17 protein-coding genes are annotated in these 21,694 nt (G+C 64.7%); 9 read left to right on the top strand and 8 right to left on the bottom strand.

The window, feature by feature from the left end; genetic code table 11:
• Positions 1 to 39 precede the first annotated feature (39 nt).
• The 5 genes from ubiB to coaBC all read left to right on the top strand — a co-directional run bounded on the left by ubiB (position 40) and on the right by coaBC (position 3,817).
• Positions 40 to 1,614 carry a 2-polyprenylphenol 6-hydroxylase gene (gene ubiB / locus NP503_RS14550; protein ID WP_127272445.1) on the top strand — a complete coding sequence of 525 codons (1,575 nt, stop codon included), beginning with the start codon at positions 40 to 42 and terminating at the stop codon, positions 1,612 to 1,614.
• A 74-nt stretch (positions 1,615 to 1,688) separates the two neighbouring features.
• Positions 1,689 to 1,898 carry a hypothetical protein gene (locus NP503_RS14545; protein ID WP_127270485.1) on the top strand — a complete coding sequence of 70 codons (210 nt, stop codon included), beginning with the start codon at positions 1,689 to 1,691 and terminating at the stop codon, positions 1,896 to 1,898.
• Between the two features lie 2 nt (positions 1,899 to 1,900).
• The gene (locus NP503_RS14540; protein WP_127270486.1) at positions 1,901 to 2,155 is read left to right on the top strand and encodes a hypothetical protein; all 255 of its coding nucleotides are present in this window, start codon (positions 1,901 to 1,903) and stop codon (positions 2,153 to 2,155) included.
• 2 nt (positions 2,156 to 2,157) lie between these two features.
• Entirely contained in the window at positions 2,158 to 2,559 is a 402-nt protein-coding gene (locus NP503_RS14535) for a type II toxin-antitoxin system VapC family toxin (protein WP_127270488.1), read from the top strand.
• A gap of 25 nt (positions 2,560 to 2,584) precedes the next feature.
• Entirely contained in the window at positions 2,585 to 3,817 is a 1,233-nt protein-coding gene (coaBC, locus tag NP503_RS14530; protein ID WP_127302015.1) for a bifunctional phosphopantothenoylcysteine decarboxylase/phosphopantothenate--cysteine ligase CoaBC, read from the top strand.
• Between the two features lie 87 nt (positions 3,818 to 3,904).
• Here coaBC and NP503_RS14525 read toward each other — a convergent pair whose 3' ends face one another.
• Positions 3,905 to 4,483 (bottom strand): invasion associated locus B family protein, encoded by a 579-nt coding sequence (locus NP503_RS14525; RefSeq protein ID WP_127272727.1) that lies wholly within the window; start codon positions 4,481 to 4,483, stop codon positions 3,905 to 3,907.
• A gap of 35 nt (positions 4,484 to 4,518) precedes the next feature.
• Positions 4,519 to 12,600: an autotransporter outer membrane beta-barrel domain-containing protein gene (locus tag NP503_RS14520; RefSeq protein ID WP_306254134.1), complete on the bottom strand. Its 8,082-nt coding sequence runs from the start codon at positions 12,598 to 12,600 to the stop codon at positions 4,519 to 4,521.
• A 655-nt stretch (positions 12,601 to 13,255) separates the two neighbouring features.
• On the opposite strand from NP503_RS14520, the gene NP503_RS14510 reads away from it, so the two are divergent.
• A complete protein-coding gene (locus NP503_RS14510) occupies positions 13,256 to 13,564 on the top strand; it encodes a hypothetical protein (protein WP_127270866.1) in 309 nt (102 codons plus the stop codon).
• A gap of 127 nt (positions 13,565 to 13,691) precedes the next feature.
• Entirely contained in the window at positions 13,692 to 14,168 is a 477-nt protein-coding gene (locus NP503_RS14505; protein ID WP_127270867.1) for an NUDIX hydrolase, read from the top strand.
• 4 nt (positions 14,169 to 14,172) lie between these two features.
• On the opposite strand, the gene NP503_RS14500 is transcribed toward NP503_RS14505, so the two are convergent.
• From NP503_RS14500 to NP503_RS14480, 5 genes are all read right to left on the bottom strand, one after another.
• Positions 14,173 to 15,021 carry a citryl-CoA lyase gene (locus tag NP503_RS14500; RefSeq protein ID WP_127270868.1) on the bottom strand — a complete coding sequence of 283 codons (849 nt, stop codon included), beginning with the start codon at positions 15,019 to 15,021 and terminating at the stop codon, positions 14,173 to 14,175.
• Positions 15,018 to 16,202 (bottom strand): CaiB/BaiF CoA-transferase family protein, encoded by a 1,185-nt coding sequence (locus NP503_RS14495; RefSeq protein WP_127271808.1) that lies wholly within the window; start codon positions 16,200 to 16,202, stop codon positions 15,018 to 15,020. The genes NP503_RS14500 and NP503_RS14495 overlap by 4 nt, the downstream gene beginning before the upstream one ends.
• 15 nt (positions 16,203 to 16,217) lie before the next feature.
• A complete protein-coding gene (locus NP503_RS14490; protein ID WP_127269607.1) occupies positions 16,218 to 17,741 on the bottom strand; it encodes a tripartite tricarboxylate transporter permease in 1,524 nt (507 codons plus the stop codon).
• Positions 17,742 to 17,745: 4 nt separating this feature from the next.
• On the bottom strand, positions 17,746 to 18,282 hold the full coding sequence (locus tag NP503_RS14485) for a tripartite tricarboxylate transporter TctB family protein (protein WP_027037688.1): 537 nt from the start codon (positions 18,280 to 18,282) through the stop codon (positions 17,746 to 17,748).
• 122 nt (positions 18,283 to 18,404) lie between these two features.
• On the bottom strand, positions 18,405 to 19,379 hold the full coding sequence (locus NP503_RS14480) for a tripartite tricarboxylate transporter substrate binding protein (RefSeq protein ID WP_127269608.1): 975 nt from the start codon (positions 19,377 to 19,379) through the stop codon (positions 18,405 to 18,407).
• A gap of 184 nt (positions 19,380 to 19,563) precedes the next feature.
• Between NP503_RS14480 and NP503_RS14475 the strand changes: the two genes are divergently transcribed.
• Positions 19,564 to 20,334, top strand: a complete 771-nt coding sequence (locus NP503_RS14475) for an IclR family transcriptional regulator (RefSeq protein WP_127269609.1) — start codon at positions 19,564 to 19,566, stop codon at positions 20,332 to 20,334.
• Positions 20,335 to 20,471: 137 nt separating this feature from the next.
• Here the strand turns inward: NP503_RS14475 and NP503_RS14470 are convergent, their stop codons facing one another.
• Positions 20,472 to 21,005, bottom strand: a complete 534-nt coding sequence (locus NP503_RS14470) for a GNAT family N-acetyltransferase (protein ID WP_127271811.1) — start codon at positions 21,003 to 21,005, stop codon at positions 20,472 to 20,474.
• Between the two features lie 202 nt (positions 21,006 to 21,207).
• Between NP503_RS14470 and NP503_RS14465 the strand changes: the two genes are divergently transcribed.
• Positions 21,208 to 21,663 (top strand): DUF2214 family protein, encoded by a 456-nt coding sequence (locus NP503_RS14465; RefSeq protein ID WP_127271258.1) that lies wholly within the window; start codon positions 21,208 to 21,210, stop codon positions 21,661 to 21,663.
• Positions 21,664 to 21,694: the final 31 nt, after the last annotated feature.

Here is a 21,694-nt window from a genome sequence, read left to right as displayed (position 1 = left end):
GCTATGCCGGTTCAAAGAGCCGGCAGGATTGGCGCTGCCATGAGCAATGTCAGTGCAGGATTCCGGCTCGTAAGGGCCGGCTGGGTGCTGGTCCGCGAGGGTGTCGTCGCCGCTCTGCCGGGTGAGGAACTGTCCGGCCTGCCGAAGTTCGGATGGCGGATGGCGCGGCTGTTCACCCGCCGCCGCGCGCTGGCCTATGAGCGCAGCGACCGGCTGGCCAAGGCGGTCGTCCGGCTCGGTCCATCTTATGTAAAGCTCGGCCAGTTCCTGGCGACACGGCCCGACGTCGTCGGCAACGACATGGCGCTCGATCTCGCCACGTTGCAGGACAAGATGCACACCTTCCCCCGGGCCGAGGCCATCGCGGCGATCGAGGCTTCGCTCGGGCGCAAGATCGGCGATCTCTATACGCAATTCGGCGACCCGGTCGCCGCCGCCTCCATCGCCCAGGTCCATGCCGCCGACGCTGTCCATGACGGCATTGCCACCAAGGTGGCGGTCAAGGTGATCCGTCCCGGCGTGCGCCGCCGTTTCTTCCAGGATCTCGAAAGCTATTTCCTCGCCGCTCGCCTGCAGGAGAAATACATCCCCTCGTCCCGCCGGCTGCGGCCGGTCGAGGTCACCCAGACGCTGGCGCAGACCACCAAGATCGAGATGGATCTTCGCCTCGAGGCGGCGGCTCTCTCGGAGCTCGGCGAAAGCACCAGGGATGACCCCGGCTTTCGCGTGCCGTCCGTCGACTGGGAGCGCACCGGCCGCGACGTCTTGACCATGGAGTGGGTCGACGGCGTCAAGATGAACGACATTGCCGGCCTGGAGGCCGCCGGCCACGATCTGAAGGCGATCGCAGCCAATCTCATCCAGTCGTTCCTGCGCCACACCCTGCGCGACGGCTTCTTCCATGCCGACATGCATCCGGGCAATTTGTTCGTCGAGGCAAACGGCACCATCGTTGCCGTCGATCTCGGCATTGCCGGCAGGCTCGGCAAGAAGGAGCGCCGCTTCCTCGCCGAAATTCTCTACGGCTTCATCACGCGCGACTATCTGCGTGTCGCCGAGGTCCATTTCGAGGCCGGCTATGTGCCACGCCAGCACAATGTCGCGGCCTTCGCGCAGGCGATCCGGGCGATCGGGGAGCCGATCCATGGCCAGCCGGCCGAGACCATCTCGATGGCCAAGCTTCTGACGCTGCTGTTCGAGGTCACCGAACTCTTCGACATGGCGACGCGGCCCGAATTGATCCTGTTGCAGAAGACCATGGTGGTGGTCGAGGGCGTGGCGCGCACGCTCGACCCGGCCTTCAACATGTGGAAGACGGCCGAGCCGGTGGTCGGCGACTGGATATCAGGCAATCTTGGGCCGCGTGGCATGATGATCGATGCGCGTGACGGCGCCCGGGCGCTGCTCACCCTGGCCCGCCAGATTCCCGAGCTTGCGGCGCGCACCGACCGGCTGTCGCGCGAGATCGACCTGATGGCCGAGCACGGCCTGCGCTTCGACGAGACCACCGCCGACGCCATCGGCAAGGCCGAGGCGCGCTACAGCCGCTCCGGCCGCTGGGCACTCTGGGTAATTGCGCTGACGCTGGTCTATATCGCCTGGAAGATCATCTGAGTGCAGGCAATGACAGCAATGCTGTCATTGCAGTCGGAAATCGAGATCGCTATATTCTACGTAGGAGTGTGCATATGGCGAGGATTACCGTCCGCAATCTGGAAGACCATGTCATGCGGCGGCTACGCGAGCGCGGCGCCGCGCGGGGCGTTTCCATGGAGCAGGAAGCGCGGGACGTGCTCGCCGCATCCGTTGGGCTGCCGACCACAAAAGGGTTCGACCGAACGGGTTTGGCATCTGGGGAAAAACCCAAGGATCAATCAATCGCAAGAATGCAGGAATAGCCATGGGCACCCTGACGATCCGCAATCTCGACGAGGATTTGAAGCAAAGGCTGCGCGAGCAGGCCGCCAGACATGGCGTGTCAATGGAGCAGGAGGCAAGAACCCTGTTGTTGAAGGATGTAGCGGCAGTCAACAAGCACGACGACGATGTCGTCACGGCAGAGGAAATCCTCGAATTCGGTCGACGATTGCGAAAAGTGGACTTCGATCAGAAAAAACTAACGGATGAGCTCTGGTCCTTCATCGAGGAGGACTGACTGTGGTGATCGACACCTCCGCGATTTTGGCCATCCTCAAGCAGGAGCCTGATGCACCGGTGATAGCCCAGCGCCTCGCCGGAAATCAGCTGATGTTTATGAGCGCCGCGACCCTGATGGAATGTGGCACGGTCGTCGTCGGACGTTATGGGGCGGCCGGCACAGCTGAGTTGAGAGGCCTTCTAGAAAGACTGAAAGTCACGATCGTCGCTCTCACTGCCGAACATGCACAGGCCGGCATTGAAGCCTATGCCCTCTATGGCCGCGGCACTGGCCATCCCGCCAAACTCAACATGGGCGACTGTTTTTCCTACGCCCTCGCCAGGACGCGAAACCTGCCGCTGCTTTTCAAGGGCAATGATTTCATCCATACCGATATCGAACCGGCGCTGAAGCCGGCATGACACTCGATAAGAACTGGTCTTGGGCATGAGCCTCTCCGGCAAGCGCATCCTGCTCATCATCGGCGGCGGCATCGCCGCCTACAAGGCGCTCGATCTCATCCGCCGGCTGCGCGAGCGCGGAGCCGGCGTTCGGGTGGTCATGACATCGGCCGCGCAGGAGTTCATCACCACGCTGTCGGCCGGCGCGCTCTCCGCCGACCATGTCTTTACCGAACTGTTCGACCGCCAGGACGAGCACGATGTCGGCCACATCAGGCTGTCGCGCGAGGCCGACCTGCTGGTGGTGGCGCCAGCCACCGCCGACCTGATGGCCAAGCTCGCCAATGGCCACGCCAACGATCTGGCCTCCACGGTGCTCATCGCCACCGACAAGCCGGTGCTGATGGCGCCAGCCATGAACCCGAGGATGTGGGCGCATCCGGCCACCCGCCGCAACCGCGCGACGCTGCAGAAAGACGGTGTCATCTTCGTCGGTCCGGTCAGGGGCGAGATGGCCGAAAGCAATGAAGCGGGCGAAGGCCGCATGGCCGAGCCGCTGGAGATCGTCGCCGCGATCGACGCACTGCTCGACGTCGGCCCGAAGCCGCTGTCGGGGCGCAGGATCATCGTCACCTCCGGCCCCACGCATGAGCCGATCGACCCGGTGCGCTACATCGCCAACCGTTCGTCCGGCAAGCAGGGCCATGCCATAGCGGCAGCACTGGCCAGGCTCGGCGCCGATGTGCACCTCGTCTCCGGTCCTGTCGGCATTGCCGATCCGGCTGGCGTGAAGACCATCCATGTCGAACGTGCGCAAGAGATGCGCGACGCGGTGGAACAGCTCCTGCCTGCCGACGCGGCGGTGTTCGTCGCCGCCGTTGCCGACTGGCGAACCGAAAATTCAGCCGGTGAGAAGATCAAAAAGGTGGCCGGCGAAGGGCCGCCGGTGCTGCGCATGGTCGAAAATCCCGACATTCTCGCCGGCGTCGGCCATCACAGCCAGCGACCCGGCCTGATTATCGGCTTCGCCGCCGAGACGCAGGATCTCCTGCGCAACGCCGAGGCCAAACTCAAGAAAAAAGGCGCCGATCTCATCGTCGCCAACGACGTGTCGCAGGGAAGCGGCGTCGGTTCTTCTGGCGTGATGGGCGGCGATCGCAACCGGGTGCGGATCGTGTCAAAGGCTGGCGTCGAGGAATGGCCGGAGATGAGCAAGGACGATGTGGCGGCGCGGCTCGCCGCCTTGATCGCCGAAAGGCTTAAAACCATCATCGTTTGAACCGACGCAGAGACGTTCTGAGGCAGTGACGCACTGCCCTGCCGCGAGACGACATTCAGGCAGCGCTTTAAGTCCTGCGGCTCTACCTCAATTGGTCAAAAGCTGCGCGGTCCGGGCAAGCGCGCCGGCGAAGCCGTTGAGCGGAATGGAAAAGTTCACCGCTTGTCCGGTATCTGCCGCGAAAGCGTCGATCTTCAGTGTGGTGCCTGATTTCAGCAGCGGCGTGACAGTCGCATCGAACACCACCGGCACCAGACAGCCGACGACCTGGCAGGTGTTGAACGCCAGGCTGCCGTCCAGCTTCTGATCGTCGATGGTCAGGCTGACCCCCTTGGCCAGCGCCAGGCCGAACGGCAACGCAAGCGTGCCCATGGCATCCTCGCCGGTCTTGCTCGACAGCTCGATCGCCAGCAGCCGCTGATTGCTTTGCTTGTTGAATTGCTGATGCGACAGGCTGCAGGTCTTGGCCGTGCCCGATATCTGGCAATTGACCGTCCAGTCGCCGTGGGTTTCAGACAGTGCCGACGCGCCGCCGGGCAACTGCGGCACATCCGCGGCAGCGGGTGCCGCGACCGCCTTGTCGCTCTTGGTTTGCGCCGCCACGGCCGCCACGCCGACGGTGCAGGCAACACCCAGCATCGCCACGAAATACGCGTACTTCCTCATCAAGATCCCTCCCGCCCGGCTCCGCCTCGGGCCAGCTAGAAACTGACCTTGAGAGACGCGCTGATCGCGTTCTGTTTAACCGTTTCGCCGAAGGCGCCATTATATCTGACGGACATGCCGACGCCATTGACGCCGTTCAGCTCAAGGCCGGCGCCGACCCGATAGAGCGGCGAATCGACGGCCTCCGTCAAGTGCAATGCGGGGTTGCCAGGCAGATTCTCCGCCGCCGCGAAGCGACCTTCGATTTCCCACTCCTTGTCGGAAAACTCCACGCCAGCCTTGCCGTAGACGCGAAGGCTGGCAATGTCGCTGAGTGCAATGTCGGTACCGATCTCGAAAGCCGGCGTCGCCGAATAATACATGTTGGCGCTGCCGTCGAAGTTGAAGGCGGCAACCGAGCCCACTTCCTTGCCGGAAACACGCAGCCAGCGCGCGTCGAACTGCAGGGTCGGCTGCAGGTAGAAAGCACCCATCTCCTGCGTTATGCCGAGCCGCGCCGAACCGCCGAACTGGGCGGTTTTCTGCGTGTAGGTGACACTGTTGCCGATGCCAGGCAGCAATGCCTCCGGCAGATAATCGCCGATCAGCGTTTCGCCCGGAATGAAGGCCACCTGATCGAGATGCGTATCGCGCTCGCCCTTGAAGGAGCCGGTGCCGCCGCCGACTGCGAAGTCGATGAAGTAGTTCTTGTCGGCATATTTCGCCAGCGCATACGCCTGCCAGGATTCGCCTGTCGTGGCCGACAGCAATTCGCCGTTGAAATCGATCTTCGAGTCGAATTCGGTCCGGCCTATCGTTGCGCCGAGCGACCAGTGCTGGCTGACCTCGCCAATGCCGCCAAGCGACATCGTCTTCATGACGTCGTCTCGGCTGGTGGTGCCGGCCTCAGCGTCGCGGCTGTACTCGGCTTGCGGACTGATCGACGCCCAGACACAGCGTCCGTCGGGATCCTTGTAGGCGCGAACGCCGGTGCATTCGCGCGCCGCCTCCAGCATGATGTCCGTGGAGCGGTTGATCATCTCGAATGTGTGCACGGCATAGTGCGGCGTCAGCCGCGTCAGGGCCGAGCCGAGCTCCATTTCATCGGGCAGGAAGCGCAGCATGTTGATCAACAGCGCCATCGGATTGTCTGGGCTCGAAGAAGCCTCGACATCATCGAGATACTGCGCCATCTGGAAGACGCCGGGATCGGTCGTGCCGGAGTTAGGATCCTGTGCCAACTCCAGGAAAGTCGGATTGTCGGCATAGAGAACCAGATCCGTTCCGCCGACCACCTTGGTCAGGAAATTGAAGCCGACCGCCGGATGCAGCGTCGTGGGCGTGATGCCGGAATCGGTCATCGCCGATCCGGTGGCCAGCACATATTCGGCGAACAATTTGTCGATCGACAGGAAATTCAACGGCGCTTCACCATCGAAGTCTCCGGCCACCGTTAGTGCCAGGGCATCCGTGATCTGGTTGTTGAGATCGACGTCGGTGACGAAGTCGCCCGAGAATATCTGCGTGAAGCCGCCCGTGACATCCACTTTGGCCACGACGCCGATGCCCTGATTGGTAAACAGCCCGTCATTGGTGAACTTGCCGCCGCCGAGATCGATGGTCTTGAGGCCGACCATCGAGGCGTCGGCGATATTGTGGAAGCTGTTCGTGCCGCCGCCGAGGTCCATGTTGCCGATCACCCGTCCGAGCGTGTCGGCGCTCTTCGAATTCTCCACATGGTCATCGCCCGATGTGCCGGTGATAGCCAGTGGGCTGAAATCGTCCAGAAGCGATTCCAGGATCGCATTCGTCGGCACGACGGGACCGGGCGCCAACAGGAAGGCTTGGAATGCCTGAAATTGCGACGCCTGGATGGTGAAACTCGGCGTTGCCCCCATCGCATAGAGCAGGCTGTGGTTGTTCAGCGTGTTGTCTGCGCCCCCGACAAGCATCGCCGCCACGCCGGTTCCGGCACCGCCGATCGTGTACTGGCCATTCAGGTTGATGGTGATGTTGCCCTTGGCGCCCTTGGCCGTGCTCTCGCCATAGACAGCCACGGAATCCGCACCTTGCGCGAACAGGCTGTCACCCGCCGTCAGATCGACCGCATGGGCATTGCCGTCGCCTGTCGCGCTCTGGCCGAACATCGCATACGAACTTGCGCCCTTGACCCAGACTTGGCTGTCCGTGCTAGCGGCCGACGCCGCAGCGTCGCCGATACCACCTTGCGAGCCGGCCGCCGACTGGCCCATGGCCAGCGAATCCATGCCGCCGGCGCCACCGCCACCGCCCACCGCCTGGGCAACGACGCCGTGTCCACGGTCGCCATCGGTCTCAATGGCGCCGGACTGGATGATGGTTACCTTGCCGCCGGTGCCCTTGGTGCCACCAGGCGTGTTGAAGCCGATGGCGTTTGGCCCGCCGCCGTCGTCGTCGGCGCCAAAGCGGCCGAAACCGGCACCACCGATGCCGCCGCCGCCACCGACCGACTGCGCGATGATGGCGATGGAATCCTTGCCCGTCGTCGTGATCGTGCCGGTGCGGATGACGGTAACATCGCCGCCATCGCCGCCATTGCCGCCGAGACCGCCAATGGCCAACGCATTCGAGCTCTTGCCCTTGGCGTCGCCGCCATAGCCGCCACCGCCGCCGACCGATTGCGCGACCACGCCATGCGCGCGCTCGCCATGGGTGATGATGGTGCCGGAAACCGTGACATCGAGCTTGCCGCCATTGCCGCCATTGCCGCCGAAGCCGCCAAGCTGCAGCGCAACCGACTCGTCTCCCGCCGTGTCGGCCGATACCACGCCGCCATAACCGCCGCCGCCGCCGACGGACTGGGCGAAAATGCCGAGCGCTCCATCCTTCCAGGTTTCGATGATGCCGTCATTGTTGACCGTGACATGGCCGCCATTGGAGCCGTCGCCGCTCGGCAGAGAAATCGCGCCGCCGATCGTCATGTCGGCCTCCGAAGCGTTGGCCGCGGCACCCGAAGCACCGCCGCCACCGCCTACCGATTGCGCGAAAATGCCGTGCGAAAGATAGCCGAGCGTGGTGATCTTGCCATGATTGTCGACGATTACGTCGCCACCGCTGCTGCCCCCGCCGCCCAGCCCGCCGATCGCCAGCGTCACCGACGTTTCCGCGCTGCCTGTCTCGGTCGAGCCGGCGCCCGCCGCGCCACCGCCACCGCCCACCGATTGCGCGAAGATGCCGTGCGAATTATCGCCCTTGGTCAGGATCTCGCCCGACCCGAAATTAGTCACATGAACGGTTTCGCCACTCTTGCCGCCGGTGCCGCCGGCGCCGCCGAGGCTCAAGGTTATGGCCACATTGGAGTCCTTGGCCGAGGTGCCCGAAGCGCCGCCGACGCCGCCGCTGCCGCCGATCGACTGCGCCAGTATGCCGTGCGAATAGGCCTTCTCGGTCTGGATCCAGCCGCTGTTTTCGACATTGACCTTGCCGCCGTTACCGCCAACGTTGCCGGACCCGCCCAGTGACAGGTTGACACTGACTTCCGATTCATCGGTGTGACCGGTGCTTTCGCCGGCGCCACCGGCGCCACCGCCGCCACCCACCGACTGTGCGAAGATGCCGATGGAACGCTCCTGCTGGGTCCAGATGCCGGCCGTGGCGAGATTGAAGACGTCGACTTGGAAAGCGCTGCCACCGCCGCCGCCTGCCCCGCCAAGCGCCCCACCGATCGCATATTTACCCAATACGCCCGATGTCGCCGAGCCGCCGACACCACCACCGCCGCCGATCGAGTTGGCGCTGATACCATACGAATCGGCGCCGTCGGTCACGATCAGGCTCCGGTTGGTAACAGAGACCGTGCCGCCATTGCCGGCACCACCCGCGGCGAGGCCGATCGCCGCGCCGATGCCGACGGACGTCTCGCCTTCGCTGCCTCCGCCAACGATCTCCTCGTCGGTCGAAGCCGCGCCGCCGCCGCCGCCGCCGCCGCCGACCGACATCGCCAGGATACCGATGGAATTGAAGCCCTGGGTCCGGATTACCCCGGAATTGTCGACATGCACGCCGGCGCCGATGACGTTGTTGCCGTCATCCAGGCGGAACAACGCCGCATCGTTGCCGGAGCCGCCCGAACCGCCAATGCCGACATTGACGGTGACACTCGTCTCGCTGGTGCCGCCAAGGTGGAACGCCTTGGCGTTGCTCGATCCGCCCATGCCGCCGCCGCCGCCCAGCGATTGCGCGACGATGCCTGAGGAGAAATCGCCCTTGGTCGTCAAATTGCCGGTGTTGATCACGTCGACCGCGCCGGAGATATTGCCGGTGCCGCCCCCGCCTCCGACGGTCACGTTGGCCGCAACGTTGACGCCTTGGCCGCCGCCCAGATCGGCGGTCGCACCGTTGGTCGAGCCGCCATTGCCGCCGCCGCCGCCGATCGACTGCGCAAGGATCGCCGCGCTCATGTCGCCATCCGTCTGCACCGTCATGGCATTGTGGACGAGCACATCGTCGCTGACATTGCCGTCGCCGCCGCCGCCGCCGATGCTGACGGTCGCGTTAACGCTGACATTGACGCCGTAACCGCCAGCCGCCGCCCAGGAATCGCCGCCATTGCCGCCGCTGCCGGCAACCGACTGGGCAAGAATGCCGCCAGCCTGGTAACCCTTGGTGACGATGCTGCCGCCGCCGCTGAGGCCGGTATCGACGATCACCAGGTCGCTCCTGCCACCGTCGCCGCCCCAGCCGCCGACCGTAACGCCGAGGCTGACATTGACGCCGTTGCTGACCGAGCCGGCCATCGTGGCCGCACGGCCGCCATTGCCGCCGCCGCCGCCAATCGACTGTGCCACGATGCCGCCCGAGCCGACCGCGTCGGTGTCGGCGATGATGTTGCCGTCCGCCCTGACCGTAACCTTGCCGCCAGGGCCGCCATCGCCGCCCTCGCCGCCAACCGAAACGCCGACAGCTGCCGATGCGTAGAAACCGGCGCTGAAGGCTCCGGAATAGGCATTGCCGCCATTACCGCCGCTACCGCCGACCGATTGCGCCAGGATGGCCTTCGCGCCCGCGCCGCCGACGTGGATGTCGCCCTTGTGGGTGACGGTAACCTGATCGCTCAGGTTCGCATCGCCGCCGCCGCCGCCGATCGCGACGCCAGCCGCACCGAATATACCAACCGCGACCGCACCGGCGCTGCCGCCATTGCCGCCGCCGCCGCCGACCGATTGCGCCAGGATGCCGTGCGCGAGCGCGCCTTTGGTGGTTATGTTTGCGGTGTTTTTGACCTCGACCTGGCCACCTGCCCCGCCAGCGCCGCCCTGGCCACCGACAGCGACGGCCGCAAAGGCACCACCGGCGCCCGCCAAGCCTCCATCACCACCTGAACCACCGACCGACTGCGCGAAGATGCCGATCGAGAGGTCCCTGTCAGTGGTGATCCGAGCCGTATTTTCGACATAGACTTTCTGGCTGCCACCACCGGAACTGCCATTGCCGCCCAGCGAGAAGGAAGGTCCGCCGACCGTCACCGCAAAGCCGCCGGAGCCGCCGCCGCCGCCGACCGACTGCGCCATGATGCCGTGCGACTGAATACCTTCGGTCTGGACGACGGCGCCGTTGATGACATCAACGGTCTTGCCGCCGCCACCGCCGGCGCCCTTACCACCGATCCCGATGCCGAGGCCCAGGTTCAGTCCTGCGGAACCGCCGCCCGTGCCGCCGCCACCGCCGATGGATTGCGCGACAATACCCGTCGAGCGATCGCCGATCGTATGGATCAAGCCGCCACCAATTGTGGCCCTGACCGTCTCGGCCTCGCCGGCCGCTCCGCCTTTGCCGCCGATGCCGATGGTCGCAGCGATAGCGCCATTGAAGGAAAAGCCGCCATTGCCGCCGCCGCCGCCGATCGATTGAACGATCAGGCCAGCGGAGTCGGCGCCGTGGGTTGTGATATTCGTGGTGGTGGAGTTGTAGACGACCTTGCCCGCGGCGCCGCCGCCGGCGCCACTGCCGCCGATGCCGACGGTCAAGCCAAGGCCGACACCGATGACGCCGCCGCCATTGCCGCCGCCGCCGCCGATCGATTGCACGATGATACCGGCCGACCTTTCCTTGAAGGTCTCGACCGAACCATTATAGGTCGCATCGACCGCCTTGCCCGCGCCTGCCGCGCCGCCGCCACCACCGATGCCCAGATTGGCGATCGCGCCAAACGTGCCGACGAAGCCGCCATTGCCGCCACCGCCGCCGACCGACTGTACGACGAGGCCGATCGAGTCGGTGCCGCGCGTGATGATCGATTGCTGGCCGCCATTGGCGGTGCGGAAGAACACGTCGCCGCCATCGCCGCCGCCGCTGCCCTTGCCGCCGATTCCAACGCTCGCTCCGAAGAGGGCGCCTTCCACGACAAAGCCGCCATTGCCGCCGCCGCCGCCAAGCGATTGGACGACGATGCCTGCCGACCGGTCCTGCAGGGTTTCGACCGAGCCGCCGGTGGTGACGTCGACTTTCCTGGCGAAGCCGCCTGAACCAGCCGAGCCGCCGACGCCGACAGCCACGAGACCCGCGCCACCGAGAGCGAAGCCGCCATTGCCGCCGCCGCCGCCCACCGACTGGGCGAGGATGCCGATGGAATCGGTGCCGCGCGTCGTGACCTTGGCGTTTGCGATGTTATAGGTGACCTCGTCTCCGTTGCCGGCCGCGCTGCCGCTGCCGCCCACCGAAACAGACACGATGCCGCCAAGCGCAAAGGCGCCACCGCCATTGCCGCCGCCGCCACCCACAGACTGTGCGAGGATGCCGATGGCCGAACGACCGTTGGTGTCGACCGTCGGACCGGTCGCGGCCTGGTTGACGTTGACGGCTCCGGCATTGCCGCCGGTTCCGCCGCCGCCGCCGATCGCGACAGCGACTGCCGGGGCGACCGACAGGGCAAAGCCGCCATTGCCGCCACCACCACCGACCGACTGAGCCAGAACGCCATGCGCGCCGTCGCCGCTGCCGTCAGCGCCAGTTGTTATCGTGCCGCCGACATTGGCGATGACAGTCCCGCCCTTGCCGCCGCCGCCGGCTGTGCCGCCGATCGACACGATGCCGGCTGCGCCGCCGCCATCGCCGCCGCCGCCACCGATCGATTCGACCAGCATGCCAATAGCACCCCGACCATTGGTGGTGATGTTGCCGGTGTTGGTACCGGTTGCATTGGCGCCATCATTGCCTGCGCCGCCGGTGCCACCGCCGCCGAACAGGCCGAAGGCGTCGCCGCCGCCACCACCGCCGCCGCCGACCGACTGTACGGCCATGCCGCTGGCGAAATCACCATGCGTTATGATGCCGCCCGAATTGCTGCCCGTGGCATTTCCGCCCAAAGTGGCGCCGCCGCCATTGCCGCCGCCGCTGACGACCCCGACGCCATCGGCGCCATTGCCACCCACACCACCTGCCGACCGCACCAGCATGCCATAAGAGGCCAATCCCGATGTTTCCACCTTGCCGGCGTTGCTTGCCGATGCGGTGCCGCCGGAAGCGCCATCACCGCCGTCACCAGCATCGACGCCGAGACTGACGATGTTGTCACCGCCCTGGCCGCCATTGCCGCCGCTGGCGTTGGAAAAGATGCCGTAGGAAAAGTCGCCCGTCGTCGTGATGTCGCTGGTGCCAGACGCAACCGCGTTGGCGCTGCCGCCGGTGTTGCCGCTTCCGGCGTCGCCGCCAAGGTTCACGATCGCCGGAAGGGCGCCACCGCCACTGCCGCCATCGCCGCCGACCGCGGAAGCTATGAGTCCATGATGGCCCGAGCCGATGGTCGAAATCGTGGCGTTGTTGAGAACATCGACGGATCCGCCAACGCCGCCATTGCCGCCCTCACCGCCATTGGTTTCAAAGGGCGTTCCAGCCAGGCCTTCGCCGCCGTCGCCGCCATCGCCGCCATTCGCCGTGCCGCCAAATCCAGATGCGTTGACGTTTATCTGCGGAACGTTGTTTACGGCTCCAGGGGTCGCATTTGTAATCGATCCGCCGGGATCGCCATTATCGCCATCTGCGTCAAAGCCACCAGGTCCCCTGTCCGGAGCATCCGGGCCGTTCTCGTCTATGACGAACTGAGCATGCGCCGCCGGTATCGGCGGAAAACCCACCAGCGCGGTGGCGCCGAGGAGGACCATCAACCGTCCGGCAATCACACCTGGCCGGCGACGGCGACCCGAGCCAGACGCTTCTTGCGCACGTGCCACCGGTCCAAGTTTGAACAAAGTCCACGCTTGCGCCGCACGAAGCGAACAAGGCGAACTGCCGGGCAGCGCTTGGCGGGCAAGCCCTGCTTGCTGGGATACCTCTGCCACATGGGCATTGGCAGCGTCGATACCGGAACCCGGAACCGCGAATGCGCGTTTGATGGCAAAGCCACCACGCTTTGAAAACAAAGCCATGCACTTACCCCCCGTTTTACGGGGGCGCGCCTCAATGCCTGCTTAAGGCGACGCCACCGCTATGCTCATGCAATTGCAATAAGGATGCCGGCACTGCGCAATAAGGTTCAATGCATTAAAACAGAGCATCCGCATTCCCACTTGCGGAGCTCTGACTCAATTAGAATACATTAACTTATGCCGGATGAAACCGAAAATTTACGTGCGGACACTGACTAAAGCCGCTGACGTTTCATAGTCGTCATATGACGACTATCTGCGGTTCACTGCTGGAATCGCAGAACAAAGCGATCGGACTGCCCGATTTCGTGATGCTCGACCCGCTGGCCATGGCATCGCCGCGCAAACGTCCTATATCAGTGGGCAGAGTTTTTTGCGCGGGAATGAGCGAATGTCGGCACTTCGGCCATCAACGATCTTCACAGTGGCAATGCTGGCCACGGCAGTGCTGGCGGGCGTTTGCCTGCCGGCTTCCGCGCAAGCGCTCAATTCCGCTACCGGCAACAATGCGCTGATCCGGCAGAACGACCTGCAAATCCTGCAAAACAGGATACAACGGCAGCAATATCAGCAGCAACAGCAGCAGTACCGCGCCCAGGACCGCCAGATCGTTCAGCAGCCGCCCCCGGTCGTGCAGCAGCTCAAGCCAAGCTGCCAGACCCAGATAATCGGCACCACCGCCGTGAGCAATTGCCGCTGACATCAAGGCGTTTTTCATTTATTTAGCCGACTTAGGTATTTCGAGTGTCTTTCGGCACATGCGAAAGTTTTGGTTTCGCAACGATGCCTTGTCGCGCTATGCGGCATTGCATCGACTGGATTGACGAATGGCAGCCACCAAGAAAAAGGCCGTACGCAAGGCAAAAAAGGGCGAGAGGATCCGCCAGGTGGCGGCTATTCCCTTTCGGCTGACCGCGCGCGGCGACATCGAGGTCATGCTGGTCACGTCGCGTACCACCAGGCGCTTCATCGTCCCCAAGGGCTGGCCGATGAAGGGCAAGAGCGGACGCAAGGCGGCCACCATCGAGGCACAGGAGGAAGCCGGCGTGCTCGGCAAGACGCTGAAGCAGCCGGCGGGCACCTATTCCTACTGGAAGCGGCTGGCCAATCGCTTTGTCCGCGTCGACGTCATCGTCTATCTGCTCGAGGTGAGCGAGGAACTGGCCGACTGGCAGGAAGCCAAACGACGCCAGCGGGCCTGGCTGGCGCCAGCCGACGCAGCCATGCTCATCGACGAGCCTGATCTTTCAACGTTGGTGAAGACGCTGAAGCTTCCTCAGCCTTTGCAGGTGGACCAGGCGTAAAGCCTCACTCGCCGGGCTCATCGCTTTCGGGAAACGGCCGCACCGGCGTGCCGGTATAGGTCCACAGCCATTCGCGCGGCAGCGGCCCTTTGTTTCGCTCGGCCTGCTGCGACTGCTCCCAGGCATGCGCAAGGATGCCGACCGAGCGCGACAGCACGAAAAGCCCTCGCGTCAGCGCTGGCGGAAAACCGAGTTCGCCATAGATGACGGCGGTAGCGCCATCGATGTTGAGCGGTATTTTTTTCCTCTTGCGTCGCGCGACGTCCGCCTCGATCGCTTCTGCAATATCGACGAAACGTCCGTTGACGGCACCGCGTGCGGCAAATTCGCGGGTCAGTTCCAGCAAGCGCGGCGCGCGCGGGTCGACGGGATGGAAGCGATGTCCGAGCCCCGGCACATAGCCCTTCTCCTCGGCGAAGAACCGGTCGAGCCGTGTCGAGACCGCTTCATTCAGCGTCATCCCGGCATCGATTGCCACGGCAATGTCACCATAGAAGGAAAGCGCCTGCTCGCCGGCGCCACCGTGCACGTCGCCGAGAACGTTGATGGCCGAGGCCATGGCGCTGTTGATACCGACGCCGCAGGTTGCGGCCATGCGCGCGATGGCGATCGATGGCGCCTGCGGTCCGTGGTCGACGGCGGCTCCCAAGGCAATGCCGAGCAACTCTGCCTGGTCCTCGCCGGGCAGTTCGCCGCGCAGCATCAGCCAGATGACAGCCGGGAAGCTGACGCGGCCGATCAGATCCTGGATCTCGTAGCCGCGCAGCCGGATGACACCAGGCCGCATCTCGATGATGTCGGTCTGCCACCATTCCTCGCCGCGCTCACGGCCCGTCTTCTCCGTGTCGCTCATGCGCCTGCCTTTGTCTTGGCGCGGGGTGGCAGGTCGGCGAACACCTCGCCCATATGTTCGCCGAGCGCCGGCGGCGGCTTTGTCGGCAACGGCGCCTCGCCATCTACCATGAAGCCGCCGCGCAGAACGGTCAGCGGCTTGTCCATGCCGGCCACATCATCAAAATTCGCGGTCACCCGGCGTTCGAGCACTTGCGGCTCGGCCAGCACTTGCGGGATCGTCAGCACCCTGCCGGCAGGCACGCCGGCGCGATTGAGCATCTCTTCCCAGGCCGCGGCCGGCGCGCCCGCCAGGGCGTCCTCGATTTCGACTTTAAGCGCCGCACGGTTGCGCTTGCGCGTCTCGCGCTCGGCAAAGCGGACATCGGAGGCCAGTTCCGGCCGGCCGATCAGCCGGCACAGCGCCACGAACTGCTCCTGCTTGTTGGCGGCGATGTTGACGAGCCCGTCGCCGGTGCGAAACGTACCGGAGGGTGCCGCCGTCATGTTCTCATTGCCCATCGGCTTGGGGTCGATGCCTACGGTCAGATAGTTGGAAACCGGCCAGCCAAGCGCGGAAAGTGTGCATTCGAGCATCGAGACGTCGAGAAAGGCACCCTCGCCGCTCGTCTTCTGCCGCACCAGCGCCGAGGTAATGGCGAACGCGCCGACCAGTCCGCCAAGCGTGTCGGCCACGGGATAGCCGACCCGCAGCGGCGCCGTTTCCGGTGTTCCGGTGATACTCATGATCCCCGACAGGCCCTGGATGATCTGGTCATAGGCGGGATTGTCGCGCATCGGCCCGGTCTGGCCGAAACCCGATATCGCGCAATAGACGAGGCCTGGACGGACCGTCTTCAGCGCCTCGTAACCAAGCCCCAGCCGATCCATCACGCCCGGGCGGAAATTCTCCACCAGGGCGTCGGCGCTGGCCACCAGATCGAAAAAGCGCTCGCGATCGGCTTGCTGCTTGAGGTCGAGCACCACCGACCGTTTGCCGGCGTTCTGCGCCAGGAACGATGCGCCCATGCCGGCGCTGTTCAGCTTTGGCGAGCCGCCGAGCTGGCGGGCTAGGTCGCCGCCTTGCGGCGCCTCGACCTTGATCACATCGGCGCCGAGCAGCGCCAGCTGATAGGCGCAGTAGGGACCGGCCAGGACGTTGGTCAGGTCGAGGACGCGGATACCGGAAAGCAATTCTGTCATGGCGTCATGGATCGATCAGGCATCGCCGGGCACATGCTCCGGTCCGCGCCGACGCCGATGCTCGATGAAGGCCCAGATATGCGGGCCGGCGAGGCCGATGAAGGCGAGCGTCAGCAGCGTCAGCGACAGCTTGTGGGTGTAAAACACCGACCAGTCGCCATTCGAGATGGTCATCGCCCGGCGGAACTGGGTTTCGGCGAGCGGTCCAAGGATCATGCCGATAATGACGGGCGCGGTCGGGAAATCGAAGCGCCGCATCAGGAAGCCGGCGGCCCCCAGGAGATAGAGGATGACGAGGTCGATGGGCGATTGCGAAATGCCATAGGTGCCGACCGTGGCGAACACCAGGATGCCGGCATAAAGCTGCGGCGCCGGGATTTTCAGCAACCGCACCCACAGCCCGATCAGCGGCAGGTTGAGGACGACGAGGATGACGTTGGCGATGAACAGGCTGGCGATCAGCCCCCAGACGAGGTCGCCCTGGGTCGTGAGAAGCAGCGGCCCGGGATTGATGCCGTAGCTCTGGAAGGCCGACAGCATGATCGCCGCCGTCGCCGAAGTCGGCAGGCCGAGCGTCAGCATCGGCACCAGCACGCCGGCGGCGGAGGCATTGTTGGCAGCCTCGGGGCCGGCAACGCCTTCGATGGCGCCGACGGTGCCGAACTCCTCCTTGTGCTTCGACAGCTTCTTTTCGATGGCATAGGACAGGAAGGTCGGGATTTCGGCGCCGCCGGCCGGCATGGCGCCGATCGGGAAGCCGATCGCAGCGCCGCGCAGCCAGGGTTTCCACGAACGCCCCCACTCGGCCGCCGTCATGTAGAGCGAGCCCTTCAGCGGCACGATCTCGTCCTTGCCGGCATAGCGGCGCGAGGCCATGTAGAGCGTCTCGCCGACGGCAAACAGGCCGACCGCGGCAATGATGACATCGACGCCATCAAGCAGTTCGTTCGTGCCGAAGGTGAAGCGCGGCTGGCCGGTCTGCAGGTCGACGCCGATCATGCCGATGACGAAGCCGGCGAACAGGCTGGTCAGGCCGCGTACGGAAGACGAGCCGAGCACCGCCGAAACGGTGATGAAGGCCAGCACCATCAAAGAGAAATATTCGGCCGGACCAAAGGCCAATGCGAACTTGACCACCACCGGCGCCAGGAAAGCGACGCCCATCGTGCCGATCGTGCCGGCGACGAACGAGCCTATCGCCGAAGTGGCGAGTGCCGCGCCGCCGCGCCCGGAACGCGCCATCCTGTTGCCTTCCAACGCAGTGACGATGGTGGCGCTTTCGCCGGGCGTGTTGAGCAGGATCGACGTCGTCGAACCACCATACATGGCGCCGTAGTAGATGCCGGCGAACAGGATGAAGGATGCCTCCGGCGCCACCTGATAGGTGATCGGCAAAAGCAGCGCGATGGTCAGCGCCGGCCCAAGACCGGGCAGCACGCCGATGGCGGTACCGAGTGTGGTGCCAAGCAGGCACCACAGAAGGTTGACCGGGGTGAAGGCAACCGAGAAGCCATGTGCGAGATGTCCGAGCGTTTCCATGGCGTCAGCCCCTCAACATGGTGATGAACGCATCGATGACCGTGTTCAGCTGGTTCTCGATGAAACCGGCACCGATGTTGACGCCAAGCGCCCTGGCGAAGCCGAAATAGGCGGCCAGCGCCAGGATCAGGCCGAGCACTGCGTCACGCAGCGTGCGCTTGCTGCCGAAGCCGTAGCAGACCAGAACGAACATGATGACGGATGCCGCCGTGAAGCCGAGCGGCCGGATGAGCAGCAGATTGGCGATCAGGCCGATGACGACGAAGCCCATCGCCTTCCAGTCGGTCGGCGTCTCCTTTTCCTCCTCCGGCTGCCAGCCGCCGCGAAGCGCGGCAAGGATGAGCAACAGCGAAAGAACCACCAGGCCGAACATGGTGAGGTAGGGAAAGACGGTCGGGCCGACCTTGGAGTAGAGCGGCGACACCGGGATTGCCAGCGTCTGCCAGGCGACGGCGCCGGCGCAGGCCAGGAGCCCGATGCCTATCAACAATTCCGGCACGGCAAGGCGCCACGGCGCCGCCTGCTGGTCGCTGGTGCTCATCGGTATCCTCCCAAGATGGCCGGCATCCTCCAGCCGGCCGCATCCGCAGTTTCGCCGCATCATATGTCCATGCGGCAGGCGAGATGGGAAGGGGGCGGCACTCTAACCGCCCCCTGAAGACATCAGGCGAGGCCGAGATCCTTGAGGATCGCGGTGATGCGGGCCGTGTCCTCGGTGAGGAATTTTGCGTAGTCGTCGCCAGTCAAAAGGATGGGCGTCCAGTTGCGGTTTTTGCATTCGGTTGCCCATGCATCGCTCTTGGCCATGGTCTCGATCATTGTGACCATCGCCGCCTTGTCGGCGTCGGAAACGCCGGGCGGTGCGAAGACGCCGCGCCAGTTGAACAGTTCGACATCGATGCCGGCTTCCTTCATCGTCGGTGCGTCGATGCCGTCCTGACGCTTGTCAGCCGAGATGGCGAGCAGCCGCAGCGCGCCCGCCTTGACCTGCTCGGAGAACTCGCCAAAGCCGGAGATGCCGGCCGCGACCTGGTTGCCGAGCAGCGCCGACAACGCCTCACCGCCGCCGGCGAACGGCACGTAGGACAGGTTTGTCGCCGGCACGCCGACCGTCTTGGCAATCAAGCCGAACAAGATGTGATCCGAGCCGCCGGCGGAGCCGCCGGCGACGGGAACCTTTGTCGGATCGGCCTTGAGCGCGGCGACGAAATCAGCGGCCGTCTTGAACGGTGACTCCGCCGGCACGACCAGGGCCTCGAACTCGCCGGTGAGGCGGGCGATCGGGGTGACTTGCGTCAGATTGTTCGCGGCCTTGTTGGCAATGATGGCGCCGACCATGACCATGCCGGCAACCATCAGGGAATTGCCTTTGCCGTTCCACTGGCTGATGAATTGCGGCAGCCCGACAGTGCCGCCGGCGCCGCCGACATTGGTGATCTGCGAACCCGAGATCAGCTTTTCACTGCGCAGCACCTGGTCGATCGTGCGCGCCGTCTGGTCCCAGCCGCCACCCGGTGCGGCAGGCACGAAGAGCTGTATCTGGGGCGCGCCTTCGGCGTAAGCGGGAGAAAGATGCGACGTCATCAGCCCGGCACCCACGGCTGCGGTGCTCATCAAAAATCTGCGTCTGTTCAGCATGGGGATTCCTCCAAATCACGACACCTCCTCCGGTGCCCGCCAAAACGCGCCTGCATCCAGACCCGTCATCGATTTCAAGCAGATGTTACGGAGTTCTGTCAACGGAAACGATATTCTACTGGACAGAACGATTTGGCGGCGCGACAGAGTCGCGTCGCTCGGCTTTCTTCAAACTGGAACCACCATGGACTCGCCAAGCAAATCGGCAGATGGGGAAATAGATCGCACCTCGGCGGACGGTGTTGCCGCGCTTGATCGGGCCATTGCCATCCTCGATGCCTTCACCACGGATGACCGGTCGCTCAGCCTGGCCGAAATCGCGGCGCGCACCGGCCTCTACAAGAGCACCATCCTGCGGCTTGCGAATTCCCTCATGCGCGGACGATTGCTCGAGCGCCTCGACAATGGACGCTACCGCGTCGGACCCGCGACCTTTCGGCTCGGTGCGCTCTACCAGCGTTCGGTCGTGGCGGTCGATATCCTGCTGCCGATCATGCGCGATCTTTCCGAGCGAAGCTGGGAGAGCGTTGCCTTCTATGTTCGCTCGGGCGATGTCCGCACCTGTCTTTACCGCGTCGAATCCAAGCACCCGATCCGCTACACGATACGCGAAGGCGACGTATTGCCTTTGCTGCTCGGCTCGGGAGGCCGCGTGCTCGCAGCGTTTTCGGGCCAGCAGGGCGAACCGTACGAGACCATCCGCGAGACCTGCAACTGCCTCGCCGTGGGCGACCGGGACCCTGAGACGGGGGGCGTGTCGGCGCCGGTGTTCGGCCCGGGAGGCGTCCTGCTCGGCGCCTTGACCCTGGCTGGACCCAGCACGCGCGTCGACGCGGCATTTCTGCAGCGCATGAAGCGTCCGCTGCTCGAGGCGGCGGCCCGCGCCACCCGCGCCTTCGGCGAGGACGCCTCCATGCTCGAGCGGGCAAGCCTGGCAGCGGACGCCATGCCGTAGAACACGTCCTCGTTGGAAGCCCCGCTCAAGTCAATTTGACCAGGCCACAGCGGTTCTTGGCGCGGCCCGCCTCGTCATCATTGCTGGCGACAGGCGCCATCATGCCGGCGCCGGCAGCTGTCAGCCCGCGGCTCAGGTCACCGCGCCAGCAGGATGGTCGGAGTGTCGTGATAGGTGGTCTTCACCACTTCCCGGTAACCGCACTTCGCAGCCACCCTCAGCGACGCGCCGTTTTCCGGATCGATGATACAGACGGTCTTCTCGCGCCCGAAAATCTCTTCGCTCCACGCCAGGATGCGGCCAACCACCTCGGTGGCGAAGCCCGCCCCGTGCACGGCCGGAACCAGCGCCCACCCGGCCTCGGGAATGCCTTCGATCGATGGTTCCATGTCGCGCTTCAGGTCGTGAAACCCGGCCTCGCCGATGAAGCGTCCGGTCGCCTTCTCCTCGATCGCCCAGAAGCCATAGCCGAGCAGCGACCACAGGCCGGCGTGACGCAGGAAGCGCATCCAGCTTTCTTCGCGCGTGCGCGGTTTGCCGCCGATGAAGCGGGTGACGACGGGATCCGTCCACATCGCGGCATAGGTGTCGAAATCGTCCAGCCGGTGTGCCCGCAGGATGGTTCGCTTCGTTTCGATGACAGGAGCGCTGGTCGCTTGTGGTTTGTTCATGGGATCTGCCTCGCACGGATCGTCAGCGCTTAGCAAATCGCCGGTGCTGCGCAAGGGGCCAGGGCAACACGGCCCATCATCCAGCCACCGCTATGGGAATTTTGCGCGACGGTGCTATTTTTCACGGCAGGCTGATTCAACACCTGCCAGCGCGACCTTTTTTCAGGCGCTGGGCGGTGCCGTCAAACCCCAGGGAAAGAGCATGGACACCACCGATCTTGTGCTTGCGATCTTCCATCATCTGCTGGTGTTTTCGCTGGCGGGAATCATCGGCGCCGAATTCGTCCTGATCCGCGGCGATCTGGGCGCTGCAACGCTCAAGAGGCTCGCCGGCATCGACCGCCATTACGGCATCATTGCCACGCTGATCATCGTCGTCGGCATCGGCCGCGTCTTCTATGGCCTCAAGGGCTGGGAATTCTACGTCCACAATTGGGTGTTCTGGGCCAAGATAGCGGCGTTCGTCGTGGTCGGCCTGCTGTCGATCATCCCGACCGTCCGCTTCATATCCTGGAGCAGGCAGGCGAGCGGCAATGCCTCGTTTCAGGTGCCGGCGGCCGAGCTTGCGTCCGTGAAGACCTACATCCGCGCCGAAGCTTTCATCTTCCTGCTCATCCCGGTCTTCGCCGCGGCGATGGCGCGTGGCTACGGCTATTAGGATGGCGCCCATCAGCAGTTTGCCGTTTGAG

This window comes from Mesorhizobium sp. SEMIA396, from assembly GCF_024518615.1.
GTDB lineage: Bacteria > Pseudomonadota > Alphaproteobacteria > Rhizobiales > Rhizobiaceae > Mesorhizobium.
This window is presented reverse-complemented; position numbering and strand designations above follow the sequence as displayed.

What these genes read in the sequence shown, in the direction of transcription:
- NP503_RS14470 (WP_127271811.1), bottom strand. Translation starts at nt 21,005, where the DNA reads ATGAACAAACCACAAGCGACCAGCGCTCCTGTCATCGAAACGAAGCGA.
- NP503_RS14545 (WP_127270485.1), top strand. Translation starts at nt 1,689, where the DNA reads ATGGCGAGGATTACCGTCCGCAATCTGGAAGACCATGTCATGCGGCGG.
- NP503_RS14525 (WP_127272727.1), bottom strand. Translation starts at nt 4,483, where the DNA reads ATGAGGAAGTACGCGTATTTCGTGGCGATGCTGGGTGTTGCCTGCACC.
- NP503_RS14485 (WP_027037688.1), bottom strand. Translation starts at nt 18,282, where the DNA reads ATGAGCACCAGCGACCAGCAGGCGGCGCCGTGGCGCCTTGCCGTGCCG.
- NP503_RS14475 (WP_127269609.1), top strand. Translation starts at nt 19,564, where the DNA reads ATGGACTCGCCAAGCAAATCGGCAGATGGGGAAATAGATCGCACCTCG.
- coaBC (WP_127302015.1), top strand. Translation starts at nt 2,585, where the DNA reads ATGAGCCTCTCCGGCAAGCGCATCCTGCTCATCATCGGCGGCGGCATC.
- NP503_RS14480 (WP_127269608.1), bottom strand. Translation starts at nt 19,379, where the DNA reads ATGCTGAACAGACGCAGATTTTTGATGAGCACCGCAGCCGTGGGTGCC.
- NP503_RS14520 (WP_306254134.1), bottom strand. Translation starts at nt 12,600, where the DNA reads ATGGTCCTCCTCGGCGCCACCGCGCTGGTGGGTTTTCCGCCGATACCG.
- NP503_RS14500 (WP_127270868.1), bottom strand. Translation starts at nt 15,021, where the DNA reads ATGAGCGACACGGAGAAGACGGGCCGTGAGCGCGGCGAGGAATGGTGG.
- NP503_RS14505 (WP_127270867.1), top strand. Translation starts at nt 13,692, where the DNA reads ATGGCAGCCACCAAGAAAAAGGCCGTACGCAAGGCAAAAAAGGGCGAG.
- NP503_RS14510 (WP_127270866.1), top strand. Translation starts at nt 13,256, where the DNA reads ATGTCGGCACTTCGGCCATCAACGATCTTCACAGTGGCAATGCTGGCC.
- NP503_RS14540 (WP_127270486.1), top strand. Translation starts at nt 1,901, where the DNA reads ATGGGCACCCTGACGATCCGCAATCTCGACGAGGATTTGAAGCAAAGG.
- NP503_RS14490 (WP_127269607.1), bottom strand. Translation starts at nt 17,741, where the DNA reads ATGGAAACGCTCGGACATCTCGCACATGGCTTCTCGGTTGCCTTCACC.
- NP503_RS14465 (WP_127271258.1), top strand. Translation starts at nt 21,208, where the DNA reads ATGGACACCACCGATCTTGTGCTTGCGATCTTCCATCATCTGCTGGTG.
- ubiB (WP_127272445.1), top strand. Translation starts at nt 40, where the DNA reads ATGAGCAATGTCAGTGCAGGATTCCGGCTCGTAAGGGCCGGCTGGGTG.
- NP503_RS14495 (WP_127271808.1), bottom strand. Translation starts at nt 16,202, where the DNA reads ATGACAGAATTGCTTTCCGGTATCCGCGTCCTCGACCTGACCAACGTC.